The 24,787-nt window shown below is 67.4% G+C and carries 22 protein-coding genes; 10 read left to right on the top strand and 12 right to left on the bottom strand.

The window, feature by feature from the left end:
- Positions 1-29: 29 nt before the first annotated feature.
- From sepH to BAY61_RS27995, 5 genes are all read right to left on the bottom strand, one after another.
- Positions 30-920: a septation protein SepH gene (sepH, locus tag BAY61_RS28015; protein WP_091803959.1), complete on the bottom strand. Its 891-nt coding sequence runs from the start codon at positions 918-920 to the stop codon at positions 30-32.
- Positions 921-1,146: 226 nt separating this feature from the next.
- Positions 1,147-2,277 carry a phosphoserine transaminase gene (gene serC / locus BAY61_RS28010; protein ID WP_091803463.1) on the bottom strand — a complete coding sequence of 377 codons (1,131 nt, stop codon included), beginning with the start codon at positions 2,275-2,277 and terminating at the stop codon, positions 1,147-1,149.
- A 44-nt stretch (positions 2,278-2,321) separates the two neighbouring features.
- Positions 2,322-3,671, bottom strand: coding sequence for a serine hydrolase domain-containing protein (locus BAY61_RS28005; protein WP_091803962.1), 1,350 nt, complete (start codon positions 3,669-3,671; stop codon positions 2,322-2,324).
- 63 nt (positions 3,672-3,734) lie between these two features.
- Positions 3,735-4,355, bottom strand: a complete 621-nt coding sequence (locus tag BAY61_RS28000) for a response regulator (protein WP_091803466.1) — start codon at positions 4,353-4,355, stop codon at positions 3,735-3,737.
- Positions 4,352-5,542 (bottom strand): sensor histidine kinase, encoded by a 1,191-nt coding sequence (locus tag BAY61_RS27995; protein WP_245865500.1) that lies wholly within the window; start codon positions 5,540-5,542, stop codon positions 4,352-4,354. The genes BAY61_RS28000 and BAY61_RS27995 overlap by 4 nt, the downstream gene beginning before the upstream one ends.
- A 238-nt stretch (positions 5,543-5,780) precedes the next feature.
- Here BAY61_RS27995 and BAY61_RS27990 point away from each other — a divergent pair, with 238 nt between their 5' ends.
- Complete coding sequence (locus tag BAY61_RS27990) at positions 5,781-7,475, top strand: SDR family oxidoreductase (protein WP_091803967.1); 1,695 nt, start codon at positions 5,781-5,783, stop codon at positions 7,473-7,475.
- Positions 7,476-7,495: 20 nt separating this feature from the next.
- A complete protein-coding gene (locus BAY61_RS27985; RefSeq protein ID WP_091803469.1) occupies positions 7,496-8,113 on the top strand; it encodes a TetR/AcrR family transcriptional regulator in 618 nt (205 codons plus the stop codon).
- On the opposite strand, the gene BAY61_RS27980 is transcribed toward BAY61_RS27985, so the two are convergent.
- Positions 8,076-8,393, bottom strand: coding sequence for a DUF4333 domain-containing protein (locus BAY61_RS27980; RefSeq protein ID WP_091803472.1), 318 nt, complete (start codon positions 8,391-8,393; stop codon positions 8,076-8,078). The genes BAY61_RS27985 and BAY61_RS27980 overlap by 38 nt on opposite strands.
- A gap of 116 nt (positions 8,394-8,509) precedes the next feature.
- Positions 8,510-9,661, bottom strand: coding sequence for a citrate synthase 2 (locus BAY61_RS27975; RefSeq protein WP_091803475.1), 1,152 nt, complete (start codon positions 9,659-9,661; stop codon positions 8,510-8,512).
- Between the two features lie 653 nt (positions 9,662-10,314).
- Here BAY61_RS27975 and pdxH point away from each other — a divergent pair.
- The 3 genes from pdxH to BAY61_RS27960 are packed head-to-tail and all read left to right on the top strand — an operon-like array spanning position 10,315 to position 13,781.
- Positions 10,315-11,007 (top strand): pyridoxamine 5'-phosphate oxidase, encoded by a 693-nt coding sequence (gene pdxH / locus BAY61_RS27970; RefSeq protein ID WP_176879690.1) that lies wholly within the window; start codon positions 10,315-10,317, stop codon positions 11,005-11,007.
- A gap of 43 nt (positions 11,008-11,050) precedes the next feature.
- A complete protein-coding gene (locus BAY61_RS27965) occupies positions 11,051-12,352 on the top strand; it encodes an MFS transporter (RefSeq protein ID WP_420848788.1) in 1,302 nt (433 codons plus the stop codon).
- Positions 12,353-12,410: 58 nt separating this feature from the next.
- Positions 12,411-13,781 carry an APC family permease gene (locus BAY61_RS27960; RefSeq protein ID WP_091803477.1) on the top strand — a complete coding sequence of 457 codons (1,371 nt, stop codon included), beginning with the start codon at positions 12,411-12,413 and terminating at the stop codon, positions 13,779-13,781.
- On the opposite strand, the gene BAY61_RS27955 is transcribed toward BAY61_RS27960, so the two are convergent.
- Together BAY61_RS27955 and BAY61_RS27950 are read right to left on the bottom strand one after the other, a co-directional pair.
- Entirely contained in the window at positions 13,767-14,591 is an 825-nt protein-coding gene (locus tag BAY61_RS27955) for an MBL fold metallo-hydrolase (protein ID WP_091803480.1), read from the bottom strand. The genes BAY61_RS27960 and BAY61_RS27955 overlap by 15 nt on opposite strands.
- A 2-nt stretch (positions 14,592-14,593) precedes the next feature.
- Positions 14,594-15,172 (bottom strand): TetR/AcrR family transcriptional regulator, encoded by a 579-nt coding sequence (locus tag BAY61_RS27950; RefSeq protein WP_091803483.1) that lies wholly within the window; start codon positions 15,170-15,172, stop codon positions 14,594-14,596.
- A 96-nt stretch (positions 15,173-15,268) separates the two neighbouring features.
- Between BAY61_RS27950 and BAY61_RS27945 the strand changes: the two genes are divergently transcribed.
- Positions 15,269-16,186 carry an aldose 1-epimerase family protein gene (locus tag BAY61_RS27945; protein ID WP_091803485.1) on the top strand — a complete coding sequence of 306 codons (918 nt, stop codon included), beginning with the start codon at positions 15,269-15,271 and terminating at the stop codon, positions 16,184-16,186.
- A 6-nt stretch (positions 16,187-16,192) separates the two neighbouring features.
- Positions 16,193-17,404, top strand: a complete 1,212-nt coding sequence (locus tag BAY61_RS27940) for an amidohydrolase (RefSeq protein WP_091803488.1) — start codon at positions 16,193-16,195, stop codon at positions 17,402-17,404.
- Positions 17,405-17,408: 4 nt separating this feature from the next.
- Here BAY61_RS27940 and BAY61_RS27935 read toward each other — a convergent pair whose 3' ends face one another.
- On the bottom strand, positions 17,409-18,545 hold the full coding sequence (locus tag BAY61_RS27935) for an acyl-CoA dehydrogenase family protein (protein ID WP_091803491.1): 1,137 nt from the start codon (positions 18,543-18,545) through the stop codon (positions 17,409-17,411).
- Between the two features lie 90 nt (positions 18,546-18,635).
- Here BAY61_RS27935 and BAY61_RS27930 point away from each other — a divergent pair, with 90 nt between their 5' ends.
- The 3 genes from BAY61_RS27930 (at position 18,636) to BAY61_RS27920 (ending at position 21,735) form a co-directional block, all read left to right on the top strand.
- Positions 18,636-19,220 (top strand): TetR/AcrR family transcriptional regulator, encoded by a 585-nt coding sequence (locus BAY61_RS27930; RefSeq protein ID WP_091803495.1) that lies wholly within the window; start codon positions 18,636-18,638, stop codon positions 19,218-19,220.
- A 43-nt stretch (positions 19,221-19,263) separates the two neighbouring features.
- Entirely contained in the window at positions 19,264-20,184 is a 921-nt protein-coding gene (locus BAY61_RS27925) for a carbohydrate kinase family protein (protein ID WP_091803498.1), read from the top strand.
- Positions 20,185-20,421: 237 nt separating this feature from the next.
- Complete coding sequence (locus BAY61_RS27920; protein ID WP_091803976.1) at positions 20,422-21,735, top strand: citrate synthase; 1,314 nt, start codon at positions 20,422-20,424, stop codon at positions 21,733-21,735.
- Between the two features lie 872 nt (positions 21,736-22,607).
- On the opposite strand, the gene BAY61_RS27910 is transcribed toward BAY61_RS27920, so the two are convergent.
- Both BAY61_RS27910 and BAY61_RS27905 read right to left on the bottom strand, forming a co-directional pair.
- Positions 22,608-23,807 (bottom strand): ABC transporter permease, encoded by a 1,200-nt coding sequence (locus BAY61_RS27910; protein WP_091803504.1) that lies wholly within the window; start codon positions 23,805-23,807, stop codon positions 22,608-22,610.
- The gene (locus tag BAY61_RS27905) at positions 23,804-24,715 is read right to left on the bottom strand and encodes an ABC transporter ATP-binding protein (protein ID WP_091803507.1); all 912 of its coding nucleotides are present in this window, start codon (positions 24,713-24,715) and stop codon (positions 23,804-23,806) included. Before BAY61_RS27905 ends, BAY61_RS27910 begins: the two co-directional genes overlap by 4 nt.
- Between the last annotated feature and the right edge of the window lie 72 nt (positions 24,716-24,787).

Raw genomic sequence — 24,787 nt, 5'->3', positions numbered from 1 at the left:
TGGGCGCCTCCCTCGTGTCGTGGTGCCGGTCAGCCTCGCTGACTCCGGACGCCGAGCAGTACGTCCTCCCACGCCGGTACCGCGGGGTGGTTCTTCCGCTTCGGTTTCGGCTTCGCGGGTGCGCCATCGCCCTGCGTGCCAGGTAGCGTGGCCTGCTGGCCAGGCGGCGGCGGGTCGTCGGCCGGGATCCTCGGCATCTCGGTGGTGTCGTCCTCGTTGGGCTCGGGAATGGGGGCCTCGATGACGTTGCTCCCGTTGTCCCTGCCGTCGTAGCCAACCAGCATCGGTTGTTCGATTTCCTCTGTCGTTTCCCTGTGCTCGACCGCCCTCGGCATGCGGTGCGTGTTGGGATCGAGCAGCGTTTCGGCCAATTCGTCGATGGCGGTCACGGTGCCGCCGTGTGCTCCGGGGGAGAACTGCCAGTGCGCCCTGTTCTCCGACCTGCCTGCCTGCCAGTGCAGTCCGACGATCCACTTGCCGTCGTCGCCCCGCCACGAGTCCCACGTCGCCTGTGAGTAGTCGTGGCCCCTTGCTCCGAACGAATAGGCGACGACCTCGCCGAGCGTCTGCACGTCGGGGCCGTCTTCTCGCACCGGGTGTGCCTGCTGGGCAAGCTCCGCCGTTCGCGATCGCTCAAGCAGGACGGGGTAGGCGAATCGTTCGACGCGCTGTTCCGATGCCCCCGCCGCGGCGGCGACCTGCTCGACGGACTCTCCGGCTCTGATTCGGGCCTGGATCTCTCGTGGACGCATCTGGCTCTCCAGCTCGATTTCGATCTGGCCGAGACGGGTGATGTCACCGCGGGCGGCCGCACGTAGGCGTTCGTCAGCGGGCAGGAGGAATCGTTCGCGGCGCGCCGGGTCTTCGCACACGATGGACTTACCGTCCTCGTGTAGCCCGACCACCCGTAGCGTTCGCATCCCGCCTCCAAGCGCGTTCACCATTGTGGGTGTCTACGGTAGAACGGCGCGTCGCCTTGACGGTCGAGGCGCGCCGAGTCCCCGTACATTCGCATTTGATCTTGCGGGAAACGGGTGAATCATTACTGGCGGACGCGCCGGGAAACGAGACCTCGATAAGGGGAATCTACGAAGCGGCGGCTGTGGCGTACGTTCGCACGCCACAGCCGCCGCACGGAGAGCCGGGTTACTTGCCGAGCCGCTCGACAACCCATTCGACGCACTGCGTCAGCGCGGTCACGTCGTCGGGCTCGATCGCCGGGAACATGCCGACCCTGAGCTGGTTGCGGCCGAGTTTGCGGTACGGCTCGACGTCGACGATTCCGTTGGCGCGCAGTGTTTTCGCCACGGCCGCCGCGTCGATGTCGTCCGTGAAGTCGACGGTTCCCACGACCTGCGAACGCAGCGCGGGGTCGGTGACGAAGGGCGTGGTGTAGCTGGTCTTCTCCGCCCACTCGTACAGCCGGGTCGAGGAATCACGCGTGCGCGAAACGGTCCAGTCGAGCCCGCCGTTGCCCAGCATCCACTCGATCTGGTCGGCGAGAAGGAAGAGCGTGGCGACCGACGGAGTGTTGTAGGTCTGGTCCTTGCGGGAGTTGTCGAGCGCGGTCGGGAGCGAAAGGAACTCGGGAACCCAGCGGCCGGAGCCGCCGATTTCCTCGACCCTCGCCACGGCGGAGGGCGACATCAGCGAGATCCACAATCCGCCGTCGGAAGCGAAGCACTTCTGCGGGGCGAAGTAGTAGACGTCGAAGTCCTCGGCCTTGACGGGAAGTCCGCCGGCGCCGGAGGTCGCGTCTACGGCCACCAGCGCGCCCTCGCTGCCTTCCGGCCTCGCGACCGGCACCGCGACGCCGGTCGAGGTCTCGTTGTGTGCCCACGCGACCAGGTCGGTGCCCTGCTGGTAGGCGAACTCCGGCGCGCTGCCCGGTTCTGCCTTGACGATGACCGAATCGCCGAGGAAGGGCGCTTTGTCGGTGACCGTCGCGAACTTCGAAGAGAACTCGCCGTAGGTGAAGTGCTGGGCGCGCTCGCGTACGAGCCCGAAGGCCGCCGCGTCCCAGAACGCGGTTGTCCCTCCGTTGCCGAGAACGACCTCGTAGCCTTCGGGCAGACCGAACAACTCGGTCAGGCCGGACCTGACCCTGCCGACGAGAGACTTCACCGGCTTCTGCCGATGGGAGGTACCCAGCAGGTTCGCGCCCTCGCGCGCGAGGTTCGCGACCTGTTCCTGGCGGACCTTGGACGGTCCGCACCCGAACCGGCCGTCGGAGGGCTTGAGCTCTGCGGGAATGATCAACTCAGCGGCTTCGGTCATGTCGCCAGTCTTTCACGCGTGCCGTTACGGCTGAATGGCGTGGGTCACGACCGCCAGCCTCTTTCGTCGACCCCGCCCGGAATGGGCGTTCCAGGGTCGTAGGGCGTGCGGCTGAAGATGAACGTGGCGAGGTCGAGATGCGTCGGGGTGCCTTCGGTATCGCGTTCGACGGTGAGGGTCTCGCCCGCGTAGTACCCGTCGAGGCCGAGCCAGTTGCCCTCGCCGAGCGGCCGGAACCGCGAGGACCTTCCCCCTCCGTTGGCAGGGGCGAGTTCGAGCCAGCCGTTCGCGAGCACCTTGAGGTGGAACGGCGTGGGGCCCCAATGCCACAGTCCGGTGAGTTCGAGCAGGGCCGGGTCGATGTCGGCAGGCCGCCATGCGGAGGGAAGCGCCGGTTCGTAGTCGTCGGCGATGCCGATCAGATCGACCGTCAGCGACAGTATGCCGATGCCGGAGGTGGTGTTGGCGAACGCGAGCGCGCCGGTACGGGTGGCCGGGTCGATGAGCGTGCAGGCGAGGAAACCGGGCATCGAGCCGGTGTGCCCGGCGAGCCGCTTGCCGCCCGTGCGCACGAGTTGAAGGCCGAGGCCGTAGCCCATGGTCCAGTTGTCGCCGTCCTCGACGACCGCGACCTCCCGCATTTCCGCGACGGTTTCCTGGTCGAGCACTCCCCGGGTGTCCCCGCCGACGAGCGCCGTCCAGCTCGCGAGGTCGGTGATACAGGACCAGAGCTGTCCTGCCGGAGCCATCGCGCCCGCGTCGTGCTCGGGTTCGGGAAGGATGACGTCGGCGAACGGATGCACGGCGAAACCGCGTGCGTGTCCCTCGGCCGGCCGCTCGGTGGTGCCGGTCATGCCGAGCGGGGTCAGCACCTCATCGCGGAGCGCGTCGAGCCAGCTCGTGCCCCGCAGCGTCGCGACGAGTTCGCCGAGCACGCCGTAGCCGACGTTGGAGTAATGGAACCGGCGTCCGGGCCGGTGCTTGGCCTCGCGTGCGGTGAGCGAGGCGTTGAGGTCGCTCCATTCACCGCCTGGTGTGCGTTCCCACCAGGATCCCGGCGATTCCGCGGTGAGTCCCGAGCTGTGCGAGAGCAACTGGGCGATGGTGACGTCGCCGAAGCTCGTGCCGGGCAAGTGCTTGCCGAGCGGGTCAGCGAGATCCAGCGCACCCTCGTCGCGAAGCCGGAGCACGACGGCCGCGACGAGTGACTTGGTGATGGAGCCGATGCGGTACTGGGTCGCGTTGTCCGGAATGCCGCCGTCGACCTCGCCTCGTGCGCCGGACCACACGATCTCGCCGTCTCTGACGACAGCGGCGACGAGTGAGGGGGCGCGACCGGTGACCTGCTCGGTGGCGAGCCTGCGCAGCAGGGCGAATTCGGTGGTAGGCAGCATGGCCGCCATTCTGCCGTCGGTGAGCGTCGCGCCGCATGGCGTTTTCGCAGGCGAGTCGCGTGCTCAGCGCAGCAGACCTCGGTCCATGGCCGTCGTCACCGCCGCGGTCCGGTCGGAGACGTCGAGCTTGGCGAACACGCGCAGCAGGTGCGTTTTGACCGTGGCCTCGCTGATGTGTAGCGCCCTGCCGATGTCGGCGTTGGTGTTTCCGGTCGCGACGAGGCGCAGTACCTCGATCTCCCTCGCGGAGAGCCCGGGTTGCGCGGGCGCCCGCACCGTGTTCACGAGCCTGCCTGCCACCGAGGGCGCGAGCACGGTCTCACCTCGTGCCGCCGCGCGTACCGCGCCCGCGAGTTCGGTTCTCGACGCGTCCTTGAGCAGATAGCCCGCCGCGCCCGCCTCGACGGCGCGCAGGATGTCCGCGTCGGTCTCGTACGTGGTCAGCACCACGATCCTGCGTGAAGGCACCGTCGCGAGGATGCGCTGGATGGCACCGACGCCATCGAGGCCGGGCATCCGCAGATCCATCAGGATCACGTCGGGTTCCTTGACCCGCTCCAGCGCCACCGCCTCCTCGCCGGAGCCCGCCTCGCCCACGACGGAGAGATCGGCTTCGGCGTCGAGCATCCCGCGAAGGCCCTCTCTGACGACGGGATGATCGTCGACGAGCATGATCCGGATCATGAGGGTACCTCCACGACGAGCTTCGTTCCCTCGTCGATTCCACTGTGGATGGTGAGGGTTCCGCCGACCTGTTCGGCTCGCGAGCGCATCCCCGCGAGCCCGAAACCGGTCGCCGCCGCGTCGGCGGCGAACCCCTTGCCGTCGTCGTGCACGCTCAGCATCACGCCGTGTTCACTCGCGAGCAGCCGGACCTCCACCGTGCTCGCCGCCGCGTGCCTTCGCACGTTCGCGAGAGCTTCCTGTACCGCCCTGAGCAACACGACCTCCTTGGCCGTTTCGAGAGTGGGCAGCGGGTCGCCGATCGTGCAGGAGGCCGCTGTTCCGCTCACGTCGGTGAAGAGTTTCGCCTGTCTGCGCACGGCTTCGGCGAGCGAGGACGAGCCGAGCGCGGTCGGGGTGAGCGCGCCGACCATGGCCCTCGCCTCGGCGAGGTTTTCCCTCGCGGTTCTCGTCGCGAGCGCGAGGTGCCTCCTCGCCGCCTCCCTTTCGTTGTCCAATTCGGACTCGGCTGCTTGGGTGAGTGCAACGATGCTGGTGAAGCCCTGCGCGAGGGTGTCGTGGATTTCCCTCGCGAGGCGTTCGCGTTCCGCGGAGGTGCCCGCCTCGTGTGAAAGTCTGGCGACCTCGGCCCTGCTCGCTTCGAGCGACGCGATCAGTTCGGCCTGTTTTTCGTTGTCCCTTCCGATTCTGGTCAGCACGTAGCCGAGCAGGAGGCTGAGCACCGCGAAGATCGCCGCGGCCGGTGCGAATCGCGGGATCACGTCCGCCGCGCTGTCGCCGGCCACGATGTCCCTGACCGTCGGCGCGAAACTGACCAATACGACGGAAGGCGCGGCGATGCGAAACGGAAGCAACCAGAATGTCTGGCACAGCAGCGCGGGCGTGACCCACGCCGATGCGCCGACGAGCAGGATCGCGCAGCAGAACAGGACCAGTGCCCCGCAGAACCAGCGAAGGCCCGCGCGTAGCGGCACGGATTGGTCGTGGTCGCTCGCGCTGAGCGGCCGGTGCCCCGCCAGCCAGTACCAGGCGGCCTGCGCGGCGAGCAGCAGCACACTGCCGATGCGGCTGGCTGTGGGATAGCCGGGGTCGAGCAATGCGGCGACCGCCGCCCCGATGTAGACGAGCGCGTAGAACAGTTCCCAGTAACCCAGCATCCGCCGGGTGATCGGCGCTTGCGCGGTCACCACGACACCATAGCCTCGCCGGTCGGCCGTTCCCGTGCTTCGGTCGCGGCGCCGGGCTCGCTGCTCGCCATGGCCACTCCCCGTTTCCGCTTGCCGGACGAGCCCGCCGCCTCCCCCTCTGAGCGCCGGGCTCGTCCGGGTATCGATCATGCCGCGCGCAGGGCCTCGCGAGGGTCAACCGTTCGACGGACACGCTTGTTGACAGATTGTCTAACATGACGAGGTGGCCGAACTGTGGGTGACCGCGAGCGATGGTGTCAGGCTCTCGGTGAACGTGACCGGCGAGAAAACGGCGCCGACCGTGGTGCTGGTGCACGGATATCCGGACAACTCGGCGATGTGGTCTGGGGTCGCCGACCGCCTCACCGGGTACCGCGTGGTCCGATACGACGTCAGAGGGGCGGGCGCGTCGGAGGCGCCGCCCTCGCGTTCCGGCTACCGGCTCGACCAGCTCGCCGACGACCTCGCCGCCGTGGCCGACGCGGTCAGCCCGCACCGGCCCTTCCACGTGCTCGCGCACGACTGGGGTTCCATCCAGGCGTGGCACGCGGTGACCGGTGACCGGCTTCGCGGAAGGATTTCCTCCTTCACCTCGATATCCGGACCGGACCTCGACCACGTCGGTCACTGGTTCCGGCAGCAGTTGCGCAGGCCGACCCCGCGACGACTGCGCAACGCGTTCGCCCAGCTCGCGCATTCGGCCTACATCGCCTTCTTCCAGTTGCCGGTGATCCCCGAGTCGAGCTGGCGACTCGGCGTCATGCCCCTGCTCATCAGGCGGCTCGACCCTTCGGCTGGCAAGCAGGACAAGCGCGACGGGATCAACGGTCTTGAGCTGTACCGGGCCAACATGTTCACCAGAATCGGCAAGCCCGCCGAACGCGGCACCGACGTTCCCGTGCAGGTACTCGTGCCGAAGGGCGACCGGTTCGTCACCGGCCCGCTACAGGCCGAGGTGGCGCGGTGGGCGACGAACCTGAGGGTCAGGAGGATCAGCGGAACCCATTGGGTGCCGAGGAGCGACCCCGGACTGATCGCCTCCGCGACCGCCGAATTCGTCGACCACGTCGAAGGAGGCGCCGAAACGAGGGCGCTGCGCAGGGCGAGGGTCAACCCCGCGCCGGGCGGCCGGTTTCCGGGAAACCTCGTCGTCGTGACGGGCGCGGGCAGCGGGATCGGAAGGGCGACCGCGCTCGCGTTCGCCGAGCAGGGAGCCGACCTCGTGCTCGCCGACGTCGATTCTGGCGGAAACGCGGAAACCGCGCGGCTGGTACGCGCGACCGGCAGGTCCGCCGCCGAGTACACAGTGGACGTCGGCAAGGGCGAACAGGTCTCCGGTTTCGCCGACACCGTTCGCGCCGAACACGGTGTCCCGGACATCGTCGTCAACAACGCGGGCATCGGCATGGCCGGACCGTTTCTCGAAACCGGGGCCGGTGATTGGGAACGCGTCATCGACGTGAACCTGTGGGGCGTCATCAACGGCTGCCGCGCTTTCGCGCCGCTGCTGGCCGAACGCGGCGAGGGCGGGCACATCGTCAACATCGCCTCGATCGCCGCCTACCTGCCGAACAAGGTCCTTCCCGCGTATTCGACGACGAAGGCAGCCGTGCTCGCGCTCAGCGCGTGCCTTCGCGCGGAGCTGGCAGGAAAGGACATCGGCGTCAGTGCGATCTGCCCTGGAATCGTGCGCACCTCGATCACCGAGACGACCACGTTCGTCGGGACAGCGCCCGACGAACAGCGGAGGAGGCGCAAGCAGGGCACCCGCATGTACGCGATGCGCGGCTTCGGCCCGGAACGCGTCGCGGAGGACATACTTCGCGCCGTCGAGCGCAACACGGCGCTCGCGCCTTCCACGCCGGAAGCGAAGACGGCGCTCGTGCTTTCGCGGCTGACCCCTGGCCTGTTGAGGGCGGCCGCGGCCAGGTGAGGACGCGACAGCCGAGGCGCATGTCGCCTGAGGCACGCAGCGACGAGCTGATCTCGGCGGCGCTCGAACTGTTCGCGACGCGCTCGCCCGGCGACGTCACCGTCGACGACGTGACCGCGAGGGCCGGAGTGTCCCGCCCGCTCTTCTACCGGTACTTCCGTGGCGTCGGGGAGCTGAGGCTCACCGCGTTGCGCAGGGTGGTCGACGGCCTGCTCACGAGGCTCGCCGAGGTCGGGGGCGATTCGCCGAGGCAGCGGCTGTGCGCGGCGGTGACGGTGTTCGCCGACGTCGCGGAGGAGCACAGGGCGGGTTACGTCGCACTGCTCAGGCACGGTTCCGCCGTCGCGACCTCGGACACCGGCGCGATCATCGACGAGGTCCGCCGCCGCGCCGTCGACCTCATCCTCACCGAAACCGAGGTCGCCGATCCCTCACCGATGCTGCTCACGACGTTGCGTTGCTGGACTGCCGTCGTCGAGGAGGCGATGCTGAACCGGCTGAGGGAAGGTGACGTGCCGAAGGCCGTTCTCGGCGAATGGCTCGTCGATCAGCTCGTCGCCATGGCGGAGGCGACGGCGCGACACGATCCGGGCCGCGCTACTACATCGGGCTTTCGTCGACTCGAACGGAAAGACTGACCCGCTCGCCCTCGGCGGAGGTCACCTCGACGTCGACGCCGTAGTTCGTGGCCTGCCTGGTGAGGATGCACCTGGTCTGCTCGCCTTCCTCGGCGGAAAGGTCGTTCGGGCAGTCGACGTCGTCGGGCCGTTCGTCACCGTCGTCCTCGACCGCGTCGGCGACCCTGTCCTGTAGTTCTTCCTTCATCACAAGGTGCTCGGTACCAGCCTGTCCCGAGCAGCCGACGAGGGCGCCGGCAACGAAGGCGAGTACCGGCAGCAGGCGTCGCGTGTTCCACATCGGATGTCCAACTGATCGCTCTTGGGAAACCGATGGGCAGCATGCCAGACCTCGCGGTCTCCGGCCCGGCGAGCCCGGGGGCCACCGGCGCGCGTACGAGCCGGTGACCCTTTGACTCAGGGGAGTGCGGTCGTCTCGTCCCAGCCCTCGACCTGGTCCGGCGTGCGAGGACCGGGGCCGACGTAGGTCGCCGAAGGGCGCACCAGCCTGCCCGTCCGCTTCTGTTCGAGGATGTGCGCGGCCCAGCCCGCCGTCCTCGCCGAGGTGAACATCGCGGGCATCATGTGCGGCGGCACCTTCGCGAAGTCGAGGATGACGGCGGCCCAGAACTCGACGTTGGTCTCGATGGCCCTGTCGGGCCTGCGCTCGCGCAATTCGGCGAGTGCGGCCTGTTCGAGCGCCGCCGCCACCTCGTAGCGCTCGGCACCCAGCTCGCGGCACGTCCTGCGCAGCACCTTCGCGCGAGGGTCTTCCGCGCGGTACACCCGGTGCCCGAAGCCCATGAGACGTTCTTTGCGGTCGAGCAGGCCCTTGATGTAGGTCCGCGCGTCGCCGGTGCGCTCGACCTCCTCGATCATCGGCAGCACCCTCGCCGGCGCGCCGCCGTGCAGCGGTCCCGACATGGCGCCGACGGCGCCGGACATCGCGGCGGCCACGTCGGCACCGGTCGACGCGATGACTCGCGCGGTGAAGGTCGACGCGTTGAGGCCGTGCTCGGCTGCCGACACCCAGTACGCGTCGACGGCCTTGACGTGTGCCGGATCGGGCTCACCACGCCACCTGATCATGAAGCGTTCGGTGATGCTCCTTGCTTCGTCCACCTTGGACTGCGGCACCGCCGGAACGCTCGTGCCCCTCGCGGACTGGGCCACGTAGGACAGCGCCATCACGGAGGCGCGAGCGAGCTGGTCGCGGGCCGTCTCGTCGGAGATGTCGAGCAGCGGCTCGTAACCCCAGATGGGGGCGAGCATCGCGAGCGCGGCCTGCACGTCGACGCGGACGTTGCCGGTGTGCACGGGGATCGGGAACGGCTCGGCCGGAGGAAGGCCCTTGCCGAAGCGGCCGTCCACAAGGAGGCCCCACACTTCGCCGAAGCTCACCTTGCCCGCGAGATCTTCGATGTCGACGCCGCGGTAGCGCAGCGCCCCGCCGTCCTTGTCCGGTTCGGCGATCTCGGTGCGGAAGGCGATCACGCCCTCCAGACCTGGGCGGAAGCCGTCGTCCGGCTGCTCGGATGGTGTCTGGGGCTGACTGATCGTGGATGTCACAGGACTGGACCTTTCGAAGCACGTTCCCCGACTGTGGTCTCCCCGTGCGAGGCCCACGCGCGGGGTGCCTCATTGCACGGTTGTGGCAACTTTGCACCCCTTACCGGCTCCGGGCAATCGAAAGATGCGGTGGTTTCGGTCACGATTACGAGAACGATTCAGCGCGAAAGGCCCTTTCGTGCGTAAATCCTATGTTCTTCGGGGTGACGCGCACCGAGGGTTGATGCGCGTTGGTCGCGGGAGGCCACGCTCGCCCTCGTCGCGGAGGCCCAGGGGAGCTTGATCGTAAAAGTGGATCAATCCGGCGTCCCGGTTGTGCGCAGCGCCCAATTCGTCGGACCATCGCGAGACTCCGGTGGGCGGCTCCGCGCGCCGCCGGAGAACTCGTCGGCGAGCACCGCGCCGAAGGCCGTTCGTCACGTTGATGACGAGCTGTTCACGCGACGGTCGTGGCACTGATGGGTGACCTCGGTCGCCAGTCGCCTCCTGCCTGGTGGCGGCCGGGGCGAGGCCGTTCTGCCGCATCCCGGAAAAGTGAGCCGCCACCAGTGGCACCCGTCACCGATCAAGAGGTTTCGCGCGGCGCCGAGAACCCCTAACGTCGGCGGAATGAGGTCCTACCGGGCCTCGGGCGACTCGGCTCGGAGGTTGGCATGCCGGAACTCGACAAAATGGGCAACGGGGTCACCGACACGGGGGGCGTGACCGTGCGGTTGCCCGGTATGCGTGTTTCCTACGACGGCGAGGCATTCGACGAGTCCTCGCTCGCCGGGACCTGGACCGAGCAGTTGCAGAGCTGGCTCGACCAAGCCATCTCCGCCGGTCTCGCCGAGCCGAACGCGATGGTGCTCGCCACGGCGAACGCCGACGGCCTTCCCTCGTCCCGCACCGTCCTGTGCAAGGGCCTCGACGAGCGCGGCGTCGTCTTCTACACCAACTACACCTCGGCCAAGAGTCACGACCTCACCAGCACCAGGTACGCGTCCGTCACCTTCCCCTGGTACCCGTTGCACCGGCAGGTGACCGTGCGCGGTGAGGTCGAGAAGGTCGACCTCACGGAGACGAAGGCGTACTGGAACTCCCGCCCGCGAGGCTCGCAGCTCGGTGCGTGGGCTTCTCCGCAGTCGAGGGTCGTGGAAAGCAGGCGAGCGCTGGACACCGCGCTGAACTCCATCGAGCGCAGGTTCGACGGCGTCGAGGAGGTACCCGTACCTCCGCACTGGGGCGGCTGGCGGATCAGGCCGGACAGTGTCGAGTTCTGGCAGGGCAGGCAGGACAGGCTGCACGACCGACTGCGGTTCGTGAGGACGGAAGACGGCTGGCGAATCGATCGCGTGGCGCCGTGACCGGCGAAGGAGCCCTTCGTTAGCTGACGTAGGCTAACTATTCGTGAGTGAGCAGACCGAGGTCGCGCCCGAGGGTGATCCCAAAAAGGGAAAGCGCGGATTTCTCGGTTCGATCGTGGTCGACGCGCGGCCACTGCGGATTCCCGGCTTTCGGCGGTTGTGGCTCAGTTCGATCGTCACCGCGGTCGGAAGCCAGCTCACCGCCGTAGCCGTACCGAAGCAGGTTTTCGACATCACCGGTTCGTCCGCTTATGTCGGACTCACTGGAGCTTTCGGGCTGGTTCCACTGCTCGTTTTCGGGTTGTGGGGCGGCGCCATCGCCGACACGGTCGACCGGCGCAAGCTGCTGATGATCTCGAACACCGGGATCGCCTTCACCGCGGCATTGCTGTGGGCGCAAGCGTTCTTCGCCGTCGACTCGGTGTGGCTCGTGCTGGTGCTGCTCGCGGTCAACCAGGCGTTCTTCGCGGTCAACATGCCGACGCGCAACGCGGTCGTCGCGAGGCTCGTTCCGCAGGAGTTGCTACCCGCCGCCGCCGCGCTCACCGGGACGATGACCACCTTCGGTGCCGTTTTCGGACCGCTCGCGGCCGGTGCGCTCATCCCGGTCATCGGGCTGTCCACTTTGTACCTTGTCGACACGATCGCCTTGGTCGCCGTGCTGTGGGCGGTATGGAAACTGCCGACGATGGCACCGCTTTCCGGACAGGTGCGCAAGGCCGGGCTTCGCGACGTCGTGGACGGCTTCCGATACATGGCGACACAGAAGGTGCTGCTCGCCTCGTTTTTTGTCGACATCATCGCCATGGTCGCCGGAATGCCCCGCGCGCTGTTCCCCGAGATGGCCGAGCGCACGTTCGGCGACCCCGCGGGTGGCGGACTCGCGCTCGGCTGGCTTTTCGCGGCGATGCCACTCGGTGCCATGCTCATCGGCCTGATGTCCGGCTGGGCAGGCAGGGTGCGACGGCAGGGAGTCGCCGTCACCGTGGCGATTTGTGTCTGGGGAGCCGCGGTCATCGGTTTCGGGCTCAGCTCGACGCTCTGGCTCGCGATCGTGTTCCTCGCCATCGGTGGCGCCGCCGACATGGTGAGCGCGATCTACCGGATGGCGATATTGCAAACAGCCGCGACCGACGAGATGCGAGGGCGCACGCAGGGCGCCTTCACCGTCGTCGTCGCTGGCGGTCCCCGGCTCGCGGACCTCGGCCACGGCTGGGCTGCCGCCGGGGCGGGCACCGCGGCCGCCGCGAGCGGAGGAGGGGTGCTCGTCATCGTGCTGGTGTTGATCGCCGTCGTACTGCTTCCCGCGTTCTGGCGATACAAGGCGCCCGTCGTCAAGTCGTAACCAAGTTCGCTCCTTTGCGGTGTATGCGTCGGCGGGGTGATACGGGACACTCCCTCGGATGACGGACGCGACAACCACATCGCAGGACGTATCCGACAGCGGCCAGCCCTCGCTGCGCAGAGTCATGGGCTCCAAGTTGCTGCTGTTCTTCGTCGTCGGCGACATCATCGGAACCGGGATCTACGCGCTCACCGGTCAGGTGGCCGGAAGAGTGGGCGGCGCGCTCTGGCTGCCTTTCCTTTTCGCCTTCATCGTCGCGTTCATGACGGCGTTCGCCTACCTGGAACTGGTCGGGAAGTATCCGAGAGCCGCCGGGGCCGCGCTCTACACGCACCGCGCGTTCCGCATCAGGATCCTGACATTCCTCGTCGCCTTCGCCGTGATGTGTTCCGGCATCACGTCGGCCTCGTCGGCCGCCGTCGCGTTCGGTGACACCTACCTCGCCGAGTTCATCACGTCACCGATGCCACTCGTCGCGATCCTGTTCATTCTCATGCTCGCGGCCATCAACTTCCGTGGTGTCAAGGAATCGGTGACGACCAACGTCGTGCTCACCTGCATCGAGATCGCCGGCCTGCTGATCATCATCGGGGTCGGCGTGTGGGCAGTGCTCAACGGCAGCGGCGAGCCGTCACGGCTCGTCGAGTTCAACACCGCCGACCAGACCTGGCTCGTCGCGATCACGTCGGCGACCTCGCTGGCGTTCTTCGCGATGGTCGGTTTCGAGGATTCCGTGAACATGGCGGAGGAATGCAAGGACCCCGTCCGGATCTTCCCGAAGGCGATGCTGTGGGGAATGGTCATCGCGGCCACGATCTACATTCTCGTCTCGGTCACCTCGTCGCTGTTGGTCCCCGCCGACGAACTCGCGGCGGCCGAGAGCAGCGCGCTGCTCAAGGTGATCGACGTCGGAGCACCGGGCATGCCGAGGGAGATCTTCTCCGCGATCGGCCTTTTCGCGGTGATCAACTCCGCGCTCATCAACATGCTCATGGCGAGCAGGCTGGTGTACGGAATGGCCAACGAGGGGATCGTGCCGAAGGCGCTCGGCAGGGTGCACCCGCTTCGCCGCAGCCCGTGGATCGCGATCGTGTTCACCAGTGTCATCGCGATGGTCCTGGTTTCCACAGTGGACATCGGGGTGCTCGGCGGGACGACGGCATTGCTGTTGCTCGTCGTCTTCGCCGTCGTCAACATTGCCGTTCTGGTGCTGCGCAAGGACAAGGTGGCGCACAAGCACTTCCGGGCGCCCACGATCATTCCCGTTCTCGCCGCCGTGTTCTGTGTCTACCTCGCGAGCCCGCTTTCCGGAAGGCCGTCCCGCGACTACGTCGTCGCGGTCATCTTGCTCGGCGTCGGTTTGCTGCTGTGGGGCATCAACTGGGCTTTGCTGCGGGCACAGGAAAAGCAGCGGTCAGTCTCGTCGTAGCCGGTCGAACTCGGTCGCGTCGTGCGCGCAGAACACGGTGACGTCGTTGTCGGCCGCGACCAGTTCTCGCAGCCGGAGCTGGTTGTGGATGCGGGCGAGTTTGTCGGTCTGCACCGAGCGTTCGAAGAAGGCCAGCCCTGGTGGGCACTGCGGCCCTTTCGCGGTGACCTGGCCATGGAAGAAATAGGAGTCGCCCGCGTTGAGCAGCCAGCCGTCGCCGGTGTCGACGGCGACCCCGGCGTGTCCTCTGGTGTGGCCCGCGAGCGGGACCAGCAGGATCTCGGGAGGCAGACCGCGAAGGTCGCGGACCGCGTCGAAACCGAACCAGCTCTCGCCGAGTTCGCCGTAGGCGCTGAACTTCGGGCCGTGCGCGAACTGCACTGTCCGATAGCGACCCCGTTCGGCCGCGTCGATGGGATTGCGCAGTGCCTGTAGTTCCCGCTCGAAGACGTGCACGGTGGCGTCGGGGAAGTCGACGAGGCCGCCCGCGTGGTCGAGGTCGAGGTGGGTGAGCACGATGTGACCGACGTCGGCCGGATCGAAGCCGAGTGCCCTGATCTGGCTGACCGCGGTCTCGTTGTCGTCGCGGGAAGGCTTGGTGAGCCGGACGAAGCGGTCGCCGAGCCATTCCTCCGGCCTCGTGACGACGGGGGAGCCCATGCCCGTCTCGATGAGAACGAGTTCGGAGCCGGTCTCGACGAGCAGGCAGTGGCAGACCATCCTGCCGCGATGCAACAGTCCGCCCTTGCCGTCGAGCAGTCGGCCCCCAGGTGGCCGCATGGTTCCGCAATTGAAGTGGTGTACCCGCATGGCTAGTTCAGCTCTCTCTCGATTGTCGTGGCGAGTTGCCCGCCGACGAGCCGCAATGGCGTGGTGTCGCGCCGGGTCTTGGCCAGCAGCAAAGCTCCCTCGATGGAGGCCAGCGTCATCGTCGCGAGTTCACTCGCCCGCTCGACACGCATTCCCGCCTCGGTGAACGCGGCCTCGAATACCTGTTGCCACGAGGCGTATCCGGTTTCACAGGCCGTTCTGATGGCTTCGCTCTCGGCAGCGGCTTCCAGCGCGACCGTCGACAGTGGACAGCCCTGCCGGAAGTCCGATGCCGCGAGTTCCCCCGCGAGGAACTCCACGATCGCCGTGATTCCCTTCGCCGGGTCTGGTGCCGCTTCCAGCGTGGCACGCAGTTGCTCGCACAGCCTCGCGCCTTCTCCGGCGAGCGCTTCCGCGGCGAGCTGTTCCTTTCCGCCTGGGAAATGGAAGTAGAGCGAGCCCTTCGGTGCTCCGCCTTCGCTGAGCAACTGCGTGAGCCCTGTCGCGTGGTAGCCCTTGCCTCGGAAGAGAGCGGCAGCCGACCGCAGCATGCGGTCGCGGGTGTCGGTGCGCCTGACCATGAGGCAAACCTAGCCGAAATATGATGACCGGTCTAGTAAGTTTGCGGGTCTTGCCCGCGACCGGTGAGCCGGTGACCGGTTGACTACATTCGGGCCATGGCGAATCCGACTGGGGAACAGTTCGAGCTGACCCGTGGCAACGCGCGCGCCGTCGTCACCGAGATCGGCGCGGGCCTGCGGGCGTTCGAGATCGCGGGCGTGCCCTACCTCGAAACGTTCGACGCGGCCGAGGAGCCGCCGAAGGGTGCCGGTCAGGTGCTGCTGCCGTGGCCCAACAGGACGAAGGCCGCGACGTGGACCTTCGAGGGAGAGAAGCTGGAACTGGAGGTCACCGAACCCAAGCGGGGCAACGCGATCCACGGCCTCGTGCGCGGCAGGGAATGGCAACTGCTCGAACACGCCGAGTCCTCGATCACGCTCGCGCTCGACATCCCCGAAGGCCACGGCTGGCCCGTGCCACTGCGCACCGGGATCGTCTACGACCTCGCGCCGCGCGAGCTGACCGTCACCCACGAGGTCCGCAACGACGGCGACCGGGCCATCGGCTTCGGCGTCGGTACGCACCCCTACCTCCGGGTCGGTGACGTGCCCACCGACGAGCTCACCCTCACGGTGCCCGCTGGGCGGGTCCGGCCCTATGTGGACGAAGCGCAGTTGCCCTACGGCGAGGAAACCGGCGTCGACGGCACGGAATACGACCTGCGTGCGGCGACTCCGGTCGGCACGCTCGAACTCGACACCGCGTTCGGCGAGCTCGCGCAAGGCGAGGACGGAAAACACCACGTGCTGCTCTCCGGTGGTGGCAGCACGCTCGACCTGTGGTCAGGCGAGGATTTCCGGTGGGTGCAGATCTTCACGCCAAGCGACCTCGTCGGAAGGGGAAGGGCGATCGCGATCGAGCCCATGACCTGCCCAGCCGACGCGCTCAACTCGAAGACCGACCTCATCACCCTTGCGCCCGGCGAGTCGTGGAAGGGAAGTTGGGGCATTCGCGTCGAGAGTTCGTTAGCGTAGCGAACCATGGTTAGTGCGATCATTGGCGGCTACGTGGTGCCGGTCGACGGCGACCCGGTCGAAGGCGGCACGGTACTCATCTCCGACGGCAAGATCGTCGAGGTCGGACCGGAAGCAGATGTCGACGTTCCCGACGGTGCCGAACTCATCGACGCGTCCGGATCCTGGGTGCTGCCCGGATTCATCGACGCCCACGCTCATCTCGGCGTGCACGAGGAAGGCGAGGGCTGGTCGGGCAACGACGTCAACGAGATGACCGACGCCAACGGCGCCAGGTTCAGGGCGCTCGACGGCATCGACCCCTACGAACTCGGCTTCGACGACGCGTTGTCGGGCGGGGTCACGAGCGTTGTGATCAAACCGGGCTCCGGCAACCCCATCGGCGGCAGGACGGTCGGCGTCAAGACCTGGGGCCGCACCGTGGTCGACATGCTCTTCGCCGAGAACATCAGCGTGAAGAGCGCGCTCGGCGAGAACCCGAAGCGCGTGTACGGCGAGAAAGGTCAAACCCCGTCGACCAGGCTCGGGGTCGCCGCGGTGCTGCGCGAGTCGTTCACCAAGGCCCGCAACTACGTGGCTCAACGCGACCACGCCATCGCCGATGGCAAGCCGTTCGACACCGACCTCACGATGGAAACGCTGACCGAGGTGCTCGACGGCGAGTTGTACTGGGACCAGCACACCCACCGCGCCGACGACATCGTCACCGCCGTCCGCATCGCGGAGGAGTTCGGTTACAAGCTTGTCGTCAATCACGGCACCGAAGGGCACCTCATCGCGGATTTCCTCGCGGAACGCGACATTCCGGTGATCCTCGGGCCGCTGTTCACCTCGCGGCAGAAGGTCGAGTTGCGTCACCGCACGCTGCGCGCGCCCGGAATCCTCGCGAGGGCGGGCGTCCGCATCGCTATCACGACCGACGCTCCCGTCGTTCCGATCAACTTCCTCGTCTACCAGGCCGCCCTCGCGGTGAAGGACGGACTCGACCCGGAAACGGCGTTGCGGGCGCTGACCGTCAACCCCGCCGAGATGCTGGGCCTCGGGGACAAGGTCGGCGCGCTCAAGCCGGGTCTCGACGCCGACATCGCACTGTGGTCTGGCGACCCGCTCGACGTGATGAACAGGGCGACGAGGGTGTTCGTGCGAGGCCGCGACGTCTACCGGTTCGACGAGGCGAGCGGCGAGGGCGTCGTCGCGGACCGCAGGTACCGGGAATGAACCGTCACGACTTGCGCAGCTCGCGGGCGATGACGACGCGCTGGATCTGGTTGGTGCCCTCGAAGATCTGCGGCACCTTCGCCTCCCGCATGTAGCGCTCGACGGGGAAGTCGCGGGTGTAGCCCGCGCCGCCGAGCACCTGGACGGCGTCGGTGGTCACCCGCATCGCCGCGTCGGTGGCGACGAGCTTCGCGATCGAAGCCTGCCTCGCGAAGGGGAGGCCGCGATCGCGGCGCCTTGCCGCTTCGAGGTAGGTGGCCCTCGACGATTCCACGGCGGCTGCCATGTCGGCGAGCAGGAACTCCATGCCCTGGAACTCGATGATCGGCTTGCCGAACTGGGTCCGGGTCTCCGCGTAGGCCAGCGCCTCGTCCAGCGCCGCCTGCGCGAGACCGACCGAGCAGGCGGCGATACCGAGCCGTCCCGAGCTGAGTGACGACAACGCGATGCGCATGCCCTTGCCCTCATCGCCGACGAGACGCTCGGCAGGCACCTTGGCGTTGTCGAAGAGTAGCGCCGAGGTCGTCGACCCGGTCAGACCCATCTTGCGTTCGGGGGGCGCGGCCGAAAGGCCCTCGGTCGCGGCGTCGATGTGCAGGCACGAGATGGCGTCCTCGCCGGTGCGCACCATCGTCGTGTAGAAGTCGGCCTCACCGCCGTGCGTTATCCATGCCTTCGACCCGTTGATCACGTAATGGTCGCCATCGAGCGTGGCCCTGGTCGACAGCGCCGCCGCGTCGGACCCCGCGTGCGACTCGGACAGCGCGTACGCACCGAGAAGGTCGCCTTCCAACATCGCTGGCAGCCACTTCTCGCGCTGGGCTTCCGTTCCCTCGTGCGCGATCGCGAAGCAGGACATCGTGTGCACGGAAAGCCCGACGCCCATCGTCATCCACGCGCTCGCGATCTCCTCAAGCACCTGGAGGTAGACCTCGTAGGGCACGTCGCCGCCACCCCAGCGCTCCGGGTAAGGCAGGCCGAGCAGGCCGGACTTGCCGAGCAGGCGGAACTGCTCCCTCGGGAAGCGTTCCGCGGCCTCGTAGTCGGCCGCGAGCGGTGCGAGTTCCTCGCGGGCGAGTTCGCGGGCGAGCGAGAGAAGGTCTTCGGCCTCGGGGGTGGGTAGCAGTCGTTCCGCGGGCATCGTCGTCTCCGTGGCTGGGTACCGAGTCGATTTACTGTACTGAAAATGATACTGGCGTGTCCAGAAGAGTACTGTTGCAGGATGGGTGTCATGCAACCCCGGATCCGTAGGCAGCCGACCGCGAGGCAGCGGCGGCTGCTCGGTGAACTCGCCGAACTCTTCCTTGCCGAGGGATTCGTCGAATTCACCCTCGACGACGTCGCGGCCAGGCTGCATTGCTCGAAGACGACCCTCTACGCGCTCGCGCCGAGCAAGGAACAGCTCGCCGTCAAGGTCGTGGCGCATTTCTTCAAGAGCGCGGCCGAGCGCATCGAGGTACGTATCGACGGGATCGGCGATGCCCGCAAGATCATCGAGGTCTATCTCGCCGGGGTTTCCGACGAGCTCAACCGCGCCTCGGATGTGTTCATGGCCGACGTCGCCGCGTTCGAACCCGCGAGGGCGACGTACGAAATGAACTCGAAGGCGGCGGCCGAACGCATCAGCGCGTTCATCGCGAAGGGCGTCGCCGACGGGGTTTTCCGCGATGTTCACGCCACGCTCATCGCGGAGATGGCCGGCCTGCTCATCGACGGAATTCAGACCGGAATCGTGAGGGCGAGAGCCGGAGTCACCGACGCGGAGGCGTTCACCGCACTGTCGGAACTGTTGCTCGGCGGACTGCGCCCGCATTGATCGATTGTGGAGAGTGCGGGGGTCCTCGGCTAGCATCGCGGCCGTGATTGTCTCCGGCGGCGAAGCACTCGTCGATCTCGTACCCGTTGAGTCCACTGTGGACCATCTTGCGCCGAGGCTCGGCGGTGGGCCCTACAACGTCGCCATCGCCGCGGCGAGGCTCGGTGTCCGCTCCGCTTTCCTGTCCAGGATTTCCACCGATGCCTTCGGGGATGCGCTCGTCGGCCGGCTGCGTGACTCCGGTGTCGATCTTTCGCTCGTGCAACGCGGGAACGAACCGACCACGCTCGCCGTCGTCTCGCTCGACGAACAGAACGCGGCGAGGTACAGCTTCTACACGCAGGGAACGGCCGATCGGCTTGTTGTCGATCCAGGACCGCTTCCCGCCGAGGTGACGATCCTTTCGCTCGGCACACTCGGCATGGTGCTCGAACCCGGCGCCACCGTGTACGAGACCGTTCTGCGAAGGGAGTCCGAGCGCGGCGTACTCACCGCGCTCGACCCGAACATCAGGGCCGACATGATCAGTGACGCGCGGGAGTACCGGAAGCGATTCCTGTCCTGGTTGCCGTACGTCGATCTGCTCAAGGTGTCGTTGGACGACGCGGAATGGCTTGCCGATGGCGGTGATGTCCTTGCCTCGGCGGGCGAGTGGCTCGAAGCCGGACCGGATGCCGTCGTGCTTACCAAGGGTGGTGAAGGACTTTCCGTGGTGACCTCGGAAGGCGAGATAGTCACCACACCGACCGTTCCCGTCGACGTCATCGACACGATCGGCGCCGGCGACACCGTCCAAGGTGCACTACTCGCCTGGCTCGATCAGCGCGGAGTGACCGACCTGTCGGCACTCGGTGAGGTCGACTGGTCGCGAGCGCTCGAACATGCCGCTGCCGCGGCGGCGATCACGGTGTCGCGAAGCGGTGCCGAACCGCCGACGGCCGACGAACTCGCGCGAGCGCGGTGAGTCGTGCATCACGGACCTCGGCCTGCCGAACGCCTACCGTGTGAACCTGATCGCAAACGGTTAGCTGTGGGTAACGCCACGGCTGCGAAGTGGGCGTCTTCTGGACTAGCGTAAGGGGGAATTCCATACCCCAGCGGGGCGGTGTGCGGCGAGGTGCAAAGTCCTCTCGTGTGCGAACCCGGTGACCAGCAGAACCTGCGGTCACCACCGGCCCGTGTGACCGTGAGAGGCATTTGCATGTCCGACGCGACTGCGGCGCAGTCCGGGGGCGAGAACGTCGTACTCCGCCTTCCGAACGGCGAGCACGAGTTGAAGGTCGTCCGCGCTGTCGAGGGCGCCCCTGGCATCGAACTCGGGAAGCTGCTTGCCCAGACCGGCTACATCACCTACGACCCTGGCTTCGTCAACACCGGAGCGGCGTCCTCGGCCATCACCTACATCGATGGCGATCAAGGGGTATTGCGCTACCGGGGTTACCCCATCGAGCAGCTCGCGCAGAATTCGACGTTCATCGAGGTCTCGTACCTGCTGATCTACGGCGAACTGCCGACGCAGGCCCAACTCGACGACTTCACGTCGAAGATCAACCGGCACACCCTGCTGCACGAAGACCTCAAGCGGTTCTTCGACGGCTTTCCGCGCGACGCGCACCCCATGCCGGTGCTCTCCAGCGCGGTTTCGGCGCTGTCGACGTTCTATCAGGATTCGCTCAACCCATTCGACGAACCGAATGTCGAGCTGTCCACGATCCGCCTGCTGGCAAAGGTCCCCACACTCGCGGCCTACGCCTACAAGAAGTCCATCGGCCAGCCGTTCCTCTACCCGGACAACTCGCTGGGGCTTGTCGAGAACTTCCTCAGGATGACCTTCGGTCTTCCTGCCGAGCCCTACGAAATCGACCCGGACATCGCCAAGGCGCTCGACCTGCTGTTCATCCTGCACGCCGATCACGAGCAGAACTGTTCGACCTCGACGGTGCGGCTCGTCGGTTCGTCGGAAGCGAACCTGTTCGCCTCGATCTCGGCTGGGATCATGGCGTTGTTCGGTCCGTTGCACGGTGGTGCCAACAGCGCGGTGCTGGAAATGCTGGAGGGCATCAAGGCCGACGGCGGCGACGTCAACGACTTCGTCAACCGTGTCAAGAACCGCGAAGAGGGTGTCCGCCTGATGGGCTTCGGGCACCGGGTCTACAAGAACTACGACCCGCGCGCGAAGATCATCAAGCAGACCGCTGACGACATTCTGTCGAAGATCGCGGGCGGCGACGAGTTGCTCGACATCGCGAAGGCGCTGGAGGAGCGTGCGCTTTCCGACGATTACTTCGTCGAGCGCAAGCTCTACCCGAACGTCGACTTCTACACCGGCCTCATCTATCGAGCGCTCGGTTTCCCGACGCAGTTCTTCACGGTGCTGTTCGCGTTGGGCAGGCTGCCTGGCTGGATCGCGCACTGGCGCGAGATGATCAACGACCCGGCGACCAAGATCGGCAGGCCGAGGCAGATCTACACGGGCGAGAAGCAGCGCGAGTACAAGGCGATCGGCGACCGCTGACTCGCTGACTGACACAGGCCCCCAAGGTTTCGCGAAGACAAACCTTGGGGGCCTGTGTGTGCCATGCCCGTGCCCCGTGGACGCCGAGATCCGCACTCAGGACGCCGAGTTCTGCATCCAGGACGTTGAGTTCCGCGTTCAGGGCATCGAGATCCGCTTCTGGCATGGTGAGATCTGCGCTCGGCGGCCGCGTCCGCGCGTTCGGGCCCTGTGCCCGGGTACCGGCTAGCTCCGGCCCCGCGGGCCGCGCCATGTCTCGCTTCGGGCCGCGTAGTACCTCGCAGCCCGGGTGCGGCTCTCGACGTCCCGGGCGCGGCTCTCGCGTGCACGACTGCGGATCTCGCCCACACATACGCAGAACTCGCCTGCACGAATGTGGATCTCGGCGTCCTCGGCGCGGACCTCGACGTCCTGAGTGCAGAACTCGCCATCCCGAGTGCGGCTCTCGACGTCCTGGACGGGGGACTCGCCGATGTTTGCGGACGGCAACGGGCCACTCGTGTCAACCGGCAGCTCGCCTGCTCGCCCGCCCGCCCGTTGGCTCGCGCGCCCGCCCCGTCACCGCCTCGCGCCACCGCTCTCGCTCGCGCGTTCCGCGCCCCGCCCCGGCCGCCGCGCCCCGCCCGTCCGCGCTTGCGCGCCGCCGCCCGCCTGCCCGGCCGCGCCCCGGTCGCTCCGCGCCGCCCCGCCCCGGCCGCGCCCGGCGCTCCGCGCCCGCCTGCCCTGTCGCCGCCTCGCGCCACCGCCTTCGCTCGCGCCCGTCGCGCGCCTCGCCACCGCCCTCGCTCGCGCTCCGCGCCGCTCGCTCGCGCTCCGCGCCCGGCGCCTCGGCCGCTCCGCGCGCCGGTCGGCCGGGCCTCGGGGCGAGGCGGTCAGCCCTTCAGAGCATCGGCCAGCTTGATCCGGCTACCGGTTCGCAGGATGGCGGCCCGATAGACCTTGCCGCCGAGCCAGGTCAACGCCGCGATCGCCGCCAACGTCAGCACCAGCGCGGCCACGATCTCCCACGGACCCGCCGCCCCCGTCGCGATCCGGCTCGGCATGAGGATCGGCGACAGCAACGGGATGAGCGACAGCACGACCGCCGCCGCCCCGTCAGGCTGCTGGACGACCGTGAAGCCCGCGATGAAACCGACAAGCAGGATGATCGTCACCGGGGTCAGCACCGTCTGCGTGTCCTCCTGCCGCGACACAAGCGAACCCGCCGCCGCGAAAATGGTGGCATAGAGAAAGAATCCCAGCACGTACCACAGCAATCCCCACAGCAGCGTGTTGGTCGCGACGCCCGCGATCGTGAGCACCCCGGTCGCCGTCGCGACGACCAGACCGACGCCGCCGAGTATCAGAAGCTGCACGAGACCGACGACACCGAGTCCGATCACCTTGCCGAGAAGCAGGTGCCACGGTCGCACGGTGGAGAGCAGGATCTCCACCACCCTGCTCGCCTTCTCCTCCACGATGCCCTGCGCCACAAGCGATCCGTAGGTCGTGATGCTCATATACAGCAGGAACAGCATGACGAGAGCCACGGCGATACGCTGTCCCTCGTCGGGGTCGGCGGTTTCGAGCGTGCTGACCTCGACGCTCGCCGAGTTGACCTCCCGCATCACGTCGCCGGGCACCTGGCCCGACTCGATCAGCTTGGCGCTCAGCACTTCCTGTCGCGAGATCGCGTTGAGCAACGCCTCGGTTTGTTGGTCCACAGTGGACTTTGCGAGCGCGTGGAGGCTGGCGGGACTCCCGGTGACGAGCACGTCCAGTTCGCCGTCAGCCACCTCGGCCCTGCCTGTTTCGGCGTCGGGGACCTTCACCGTCTCGATGTCCACCCCCACCTGTTGCGCGCCGGCGCGCAATGGTTCGCTGATGGCAGCGGCTTGCCCGGCGAGTCCGACCTTCGTCCGGTCCGCTCGATCGAAAAGGTTGGCCTGCAAGAGCAGATAACCGATCATCACGACGAGGATGGCCGCCGTGCCGATGAGGAAGCCCCTTGTGCGAAGGCGGGCGTTGAGCTCCCGCGTCGCGACGAGCCGGACGGCCGTCGCCGGTGACACCGAACGTTTGCCTGCCGTCATGCCACAGATCCTTCCGTGACCGCGTTGCGGAACAATTCGGCGAGCGAGGGCCGGTGCCGTGCGAACTCGTGCACTGGCCCTGTCGCCAGCGCGGCGGTGAGCACGGCCTGGTCGTCGACATCGGGACCGAGTTCGACCACAGTGCTTTCCGGCTGCTCCGAGATCACCCTGACCCCCGGTAGCGCGGCGGCCCAGCCCCATGGTGCCCCGGGTGCGACGACCGTGATCCGGGGTGCCGCGTTCGCTGTAAGGTCGGCGACGGAGCCGTAACCGACGATCTGTCCACTTCGGATGATGCCGACCCTGTCGCACAGTCGCTCGACGAGGTCGAGCTGGTGGCTGGAGAACACGACGGGGACCCCCGTCGCTGCCTTTTCGCGCAAAACCTGGCTCATCACGTCGACGGCGATCGGGTCGAGCCCTGAGAACGGTTCGTCGAGCACGAGCACATCGGGATCGTGCACGAGCGCGGCGGCGAGCTGGACGCGCTGCTGGTTGCCGAGCGAAAGCTTCTGTACCTCGTCACCCCGCCGCTCGCTGAGCCCGAGCCTGCCGATCCAGTCTTCGGCGCTGCGGTGCGCCTCGTTCGCGGGCAGGCCGTGAAGCTGGGCGAGGTAGACGAGCTGGTCGAGCACCTTCATCTTCGGATAGAGGCCACGCTCCTCCGGCATGTAGCCCATCCGTGTTCGCGTCTCGTGGCCGACGGGCTCACCGTCGTACCGCACCTCGCCGGAGTCGGCGGCGAGCACGCCGAGCACGATCCGCATCGCGGTCGTCTTGCCCGCACCGTTGCTGCCGACGAAGCCGAACAGCTCACCAGGCCGAATGTCGAAGCTGACGGAATCGAGTGCGGTGATGTCGCCGAACCGCTTGGAAACGCGGTCGATTTCCAGTGTTCGCTCTGACATCGGACTCCTCGGGCCGCTAGCATGCTGAAACCTGGGCACTCCGGCAACTCCGAGCGCCGGGAGAACTCTGAC

Origin of the sequence: Prauserella marina, from assembly GCF_002240355.1 — a bacterium.
Lineage (GTDB): Bacteria > Actinomycetota > Actinomycetes > Mycobacteriales > Pseudonocardiaceae > Prauserella_A > Prauserella_A marina.
This window is presented reverse-complemented; position numbering and strand designations above follow the sequence as displayed.

Bases quoted from the DNA above. Each gene is read 5' to 3' on its own strand.
- sepH (WP_091803959.1), bottom strand. From the start codon at position 920: ATGCGAACGCTACGGGTGGTCGGGCTACACGAGGACGGTAAGTCCATC.
- serC (WP_091803463.1), bottom strand. From the start codon at position 2,277: ATGACCGAAGCCGCTGAGTTGATCATTCCCGCAGAGCTCAAGCCCTCC.
- BAY61_RS28005 (WP_091803962.1), bottom strand. From the start codon at position 3,671: ATGCTGCCTACCACCGAATTCGCCCTGCTGCGCAGGCTCGCCACCGAG.
- BAY61_RS28000 (WP_091803466.1), bottom strand. From the start codon at position 4,355: ATGATCCGGATCATGCTCGTCGACGATCATCCCGTCGTCAGAGAGGGC.
- BAY61_RS27985 (WP_091803469.1), top strand. From the start codon at position 7,496: ATGTCGCCTGAGGCACGCAGCGACGAGCTGATCTCGGCGGCGCTCGAA.
- BAY61_RS27980 (WP_091803472.1), bottom strand. From the start codon at position 8,393: ATGTGGAACACGCGACGCCTGCTGCCGGTACTCGCCTTCGTTGCCGGC.
- pdxH (WP_176879690.1), top strand. From the start codon at position 10,315: ATGCCGGAACTCGACAAAATGGGCAACGGGGTCACCGACACGGGGGGC.
- BAY61_RS27960 (WP_091803477.1), top strand. From the start codon at position 12,411: ATGACGGACGCGACAACCACATCGCAGGACGTATCCGACAGCGGCCAG.
- BAY61_RS27955 (WP_091803480.1), bottom strand. From the start codon at position 14,591: ATGCGGGTACACCACTTCAATTGCGGAACCATGCGGCCACCTGGGGGC.
- BAY61_RS27950 (WP_091803483.1), bottom strand. From the start codon at position 15,172: ATGGTCAGGCGCACCGACACCCGCGACCGCATGCTGCGGTCGGCTGCC.
- BAY61_RS27945 (WP_091803485.1), top strand. From the start codon at position 15,269: ATGGCGAATCCGACTGGGGAACAGTTCGAGCTGACCCGTGGCAACGCG.
- BAY61_RS27940 (WP_091803488.1), top strand. From the start codon at position 16,193: ATGGTTAGTGCGATCATTGGCGGCTACGTGGTGCCGGTCGACGGCGAC.
- BAY61_RS27935 (WP_091803491.1), bottom strand. From the start codon at position 18,545: ATGCCCGCGGAACGACTGCTACCCACCCCCGAGGCCGAAGACCTTCTC.
- BAY61_RS27930 (WP_091803495.1), top strand. From the start codon at position 18,636: ATGCAACCCCGGATCCGTAGGCAGCCGACCGCGAGGCAGCGGCGGCTG.
- BAY61_RS27920 (WP_091803976.1), top strand. From the start codon at position 20,422: ATGTCCGACGCGACTGCGGCGCAGTCCGGGGGCGAGAACGTCGTACTC.
- BAY61_RS27910 (WP_091803504.1), bottom strand. From the start codon at position 23,807: ATGACGGCAGGCAAACGTTCGGTGTCACCGGCGACGGCCGTCCGGCTC.
- BAY61_RS27905 (WP_091803507.1), bottom strand. From the start codon at position 24,715: ATGTCAGAGCGAACACTGGAAATCGACCGCGTTTCCAAGCGGTTCGGC.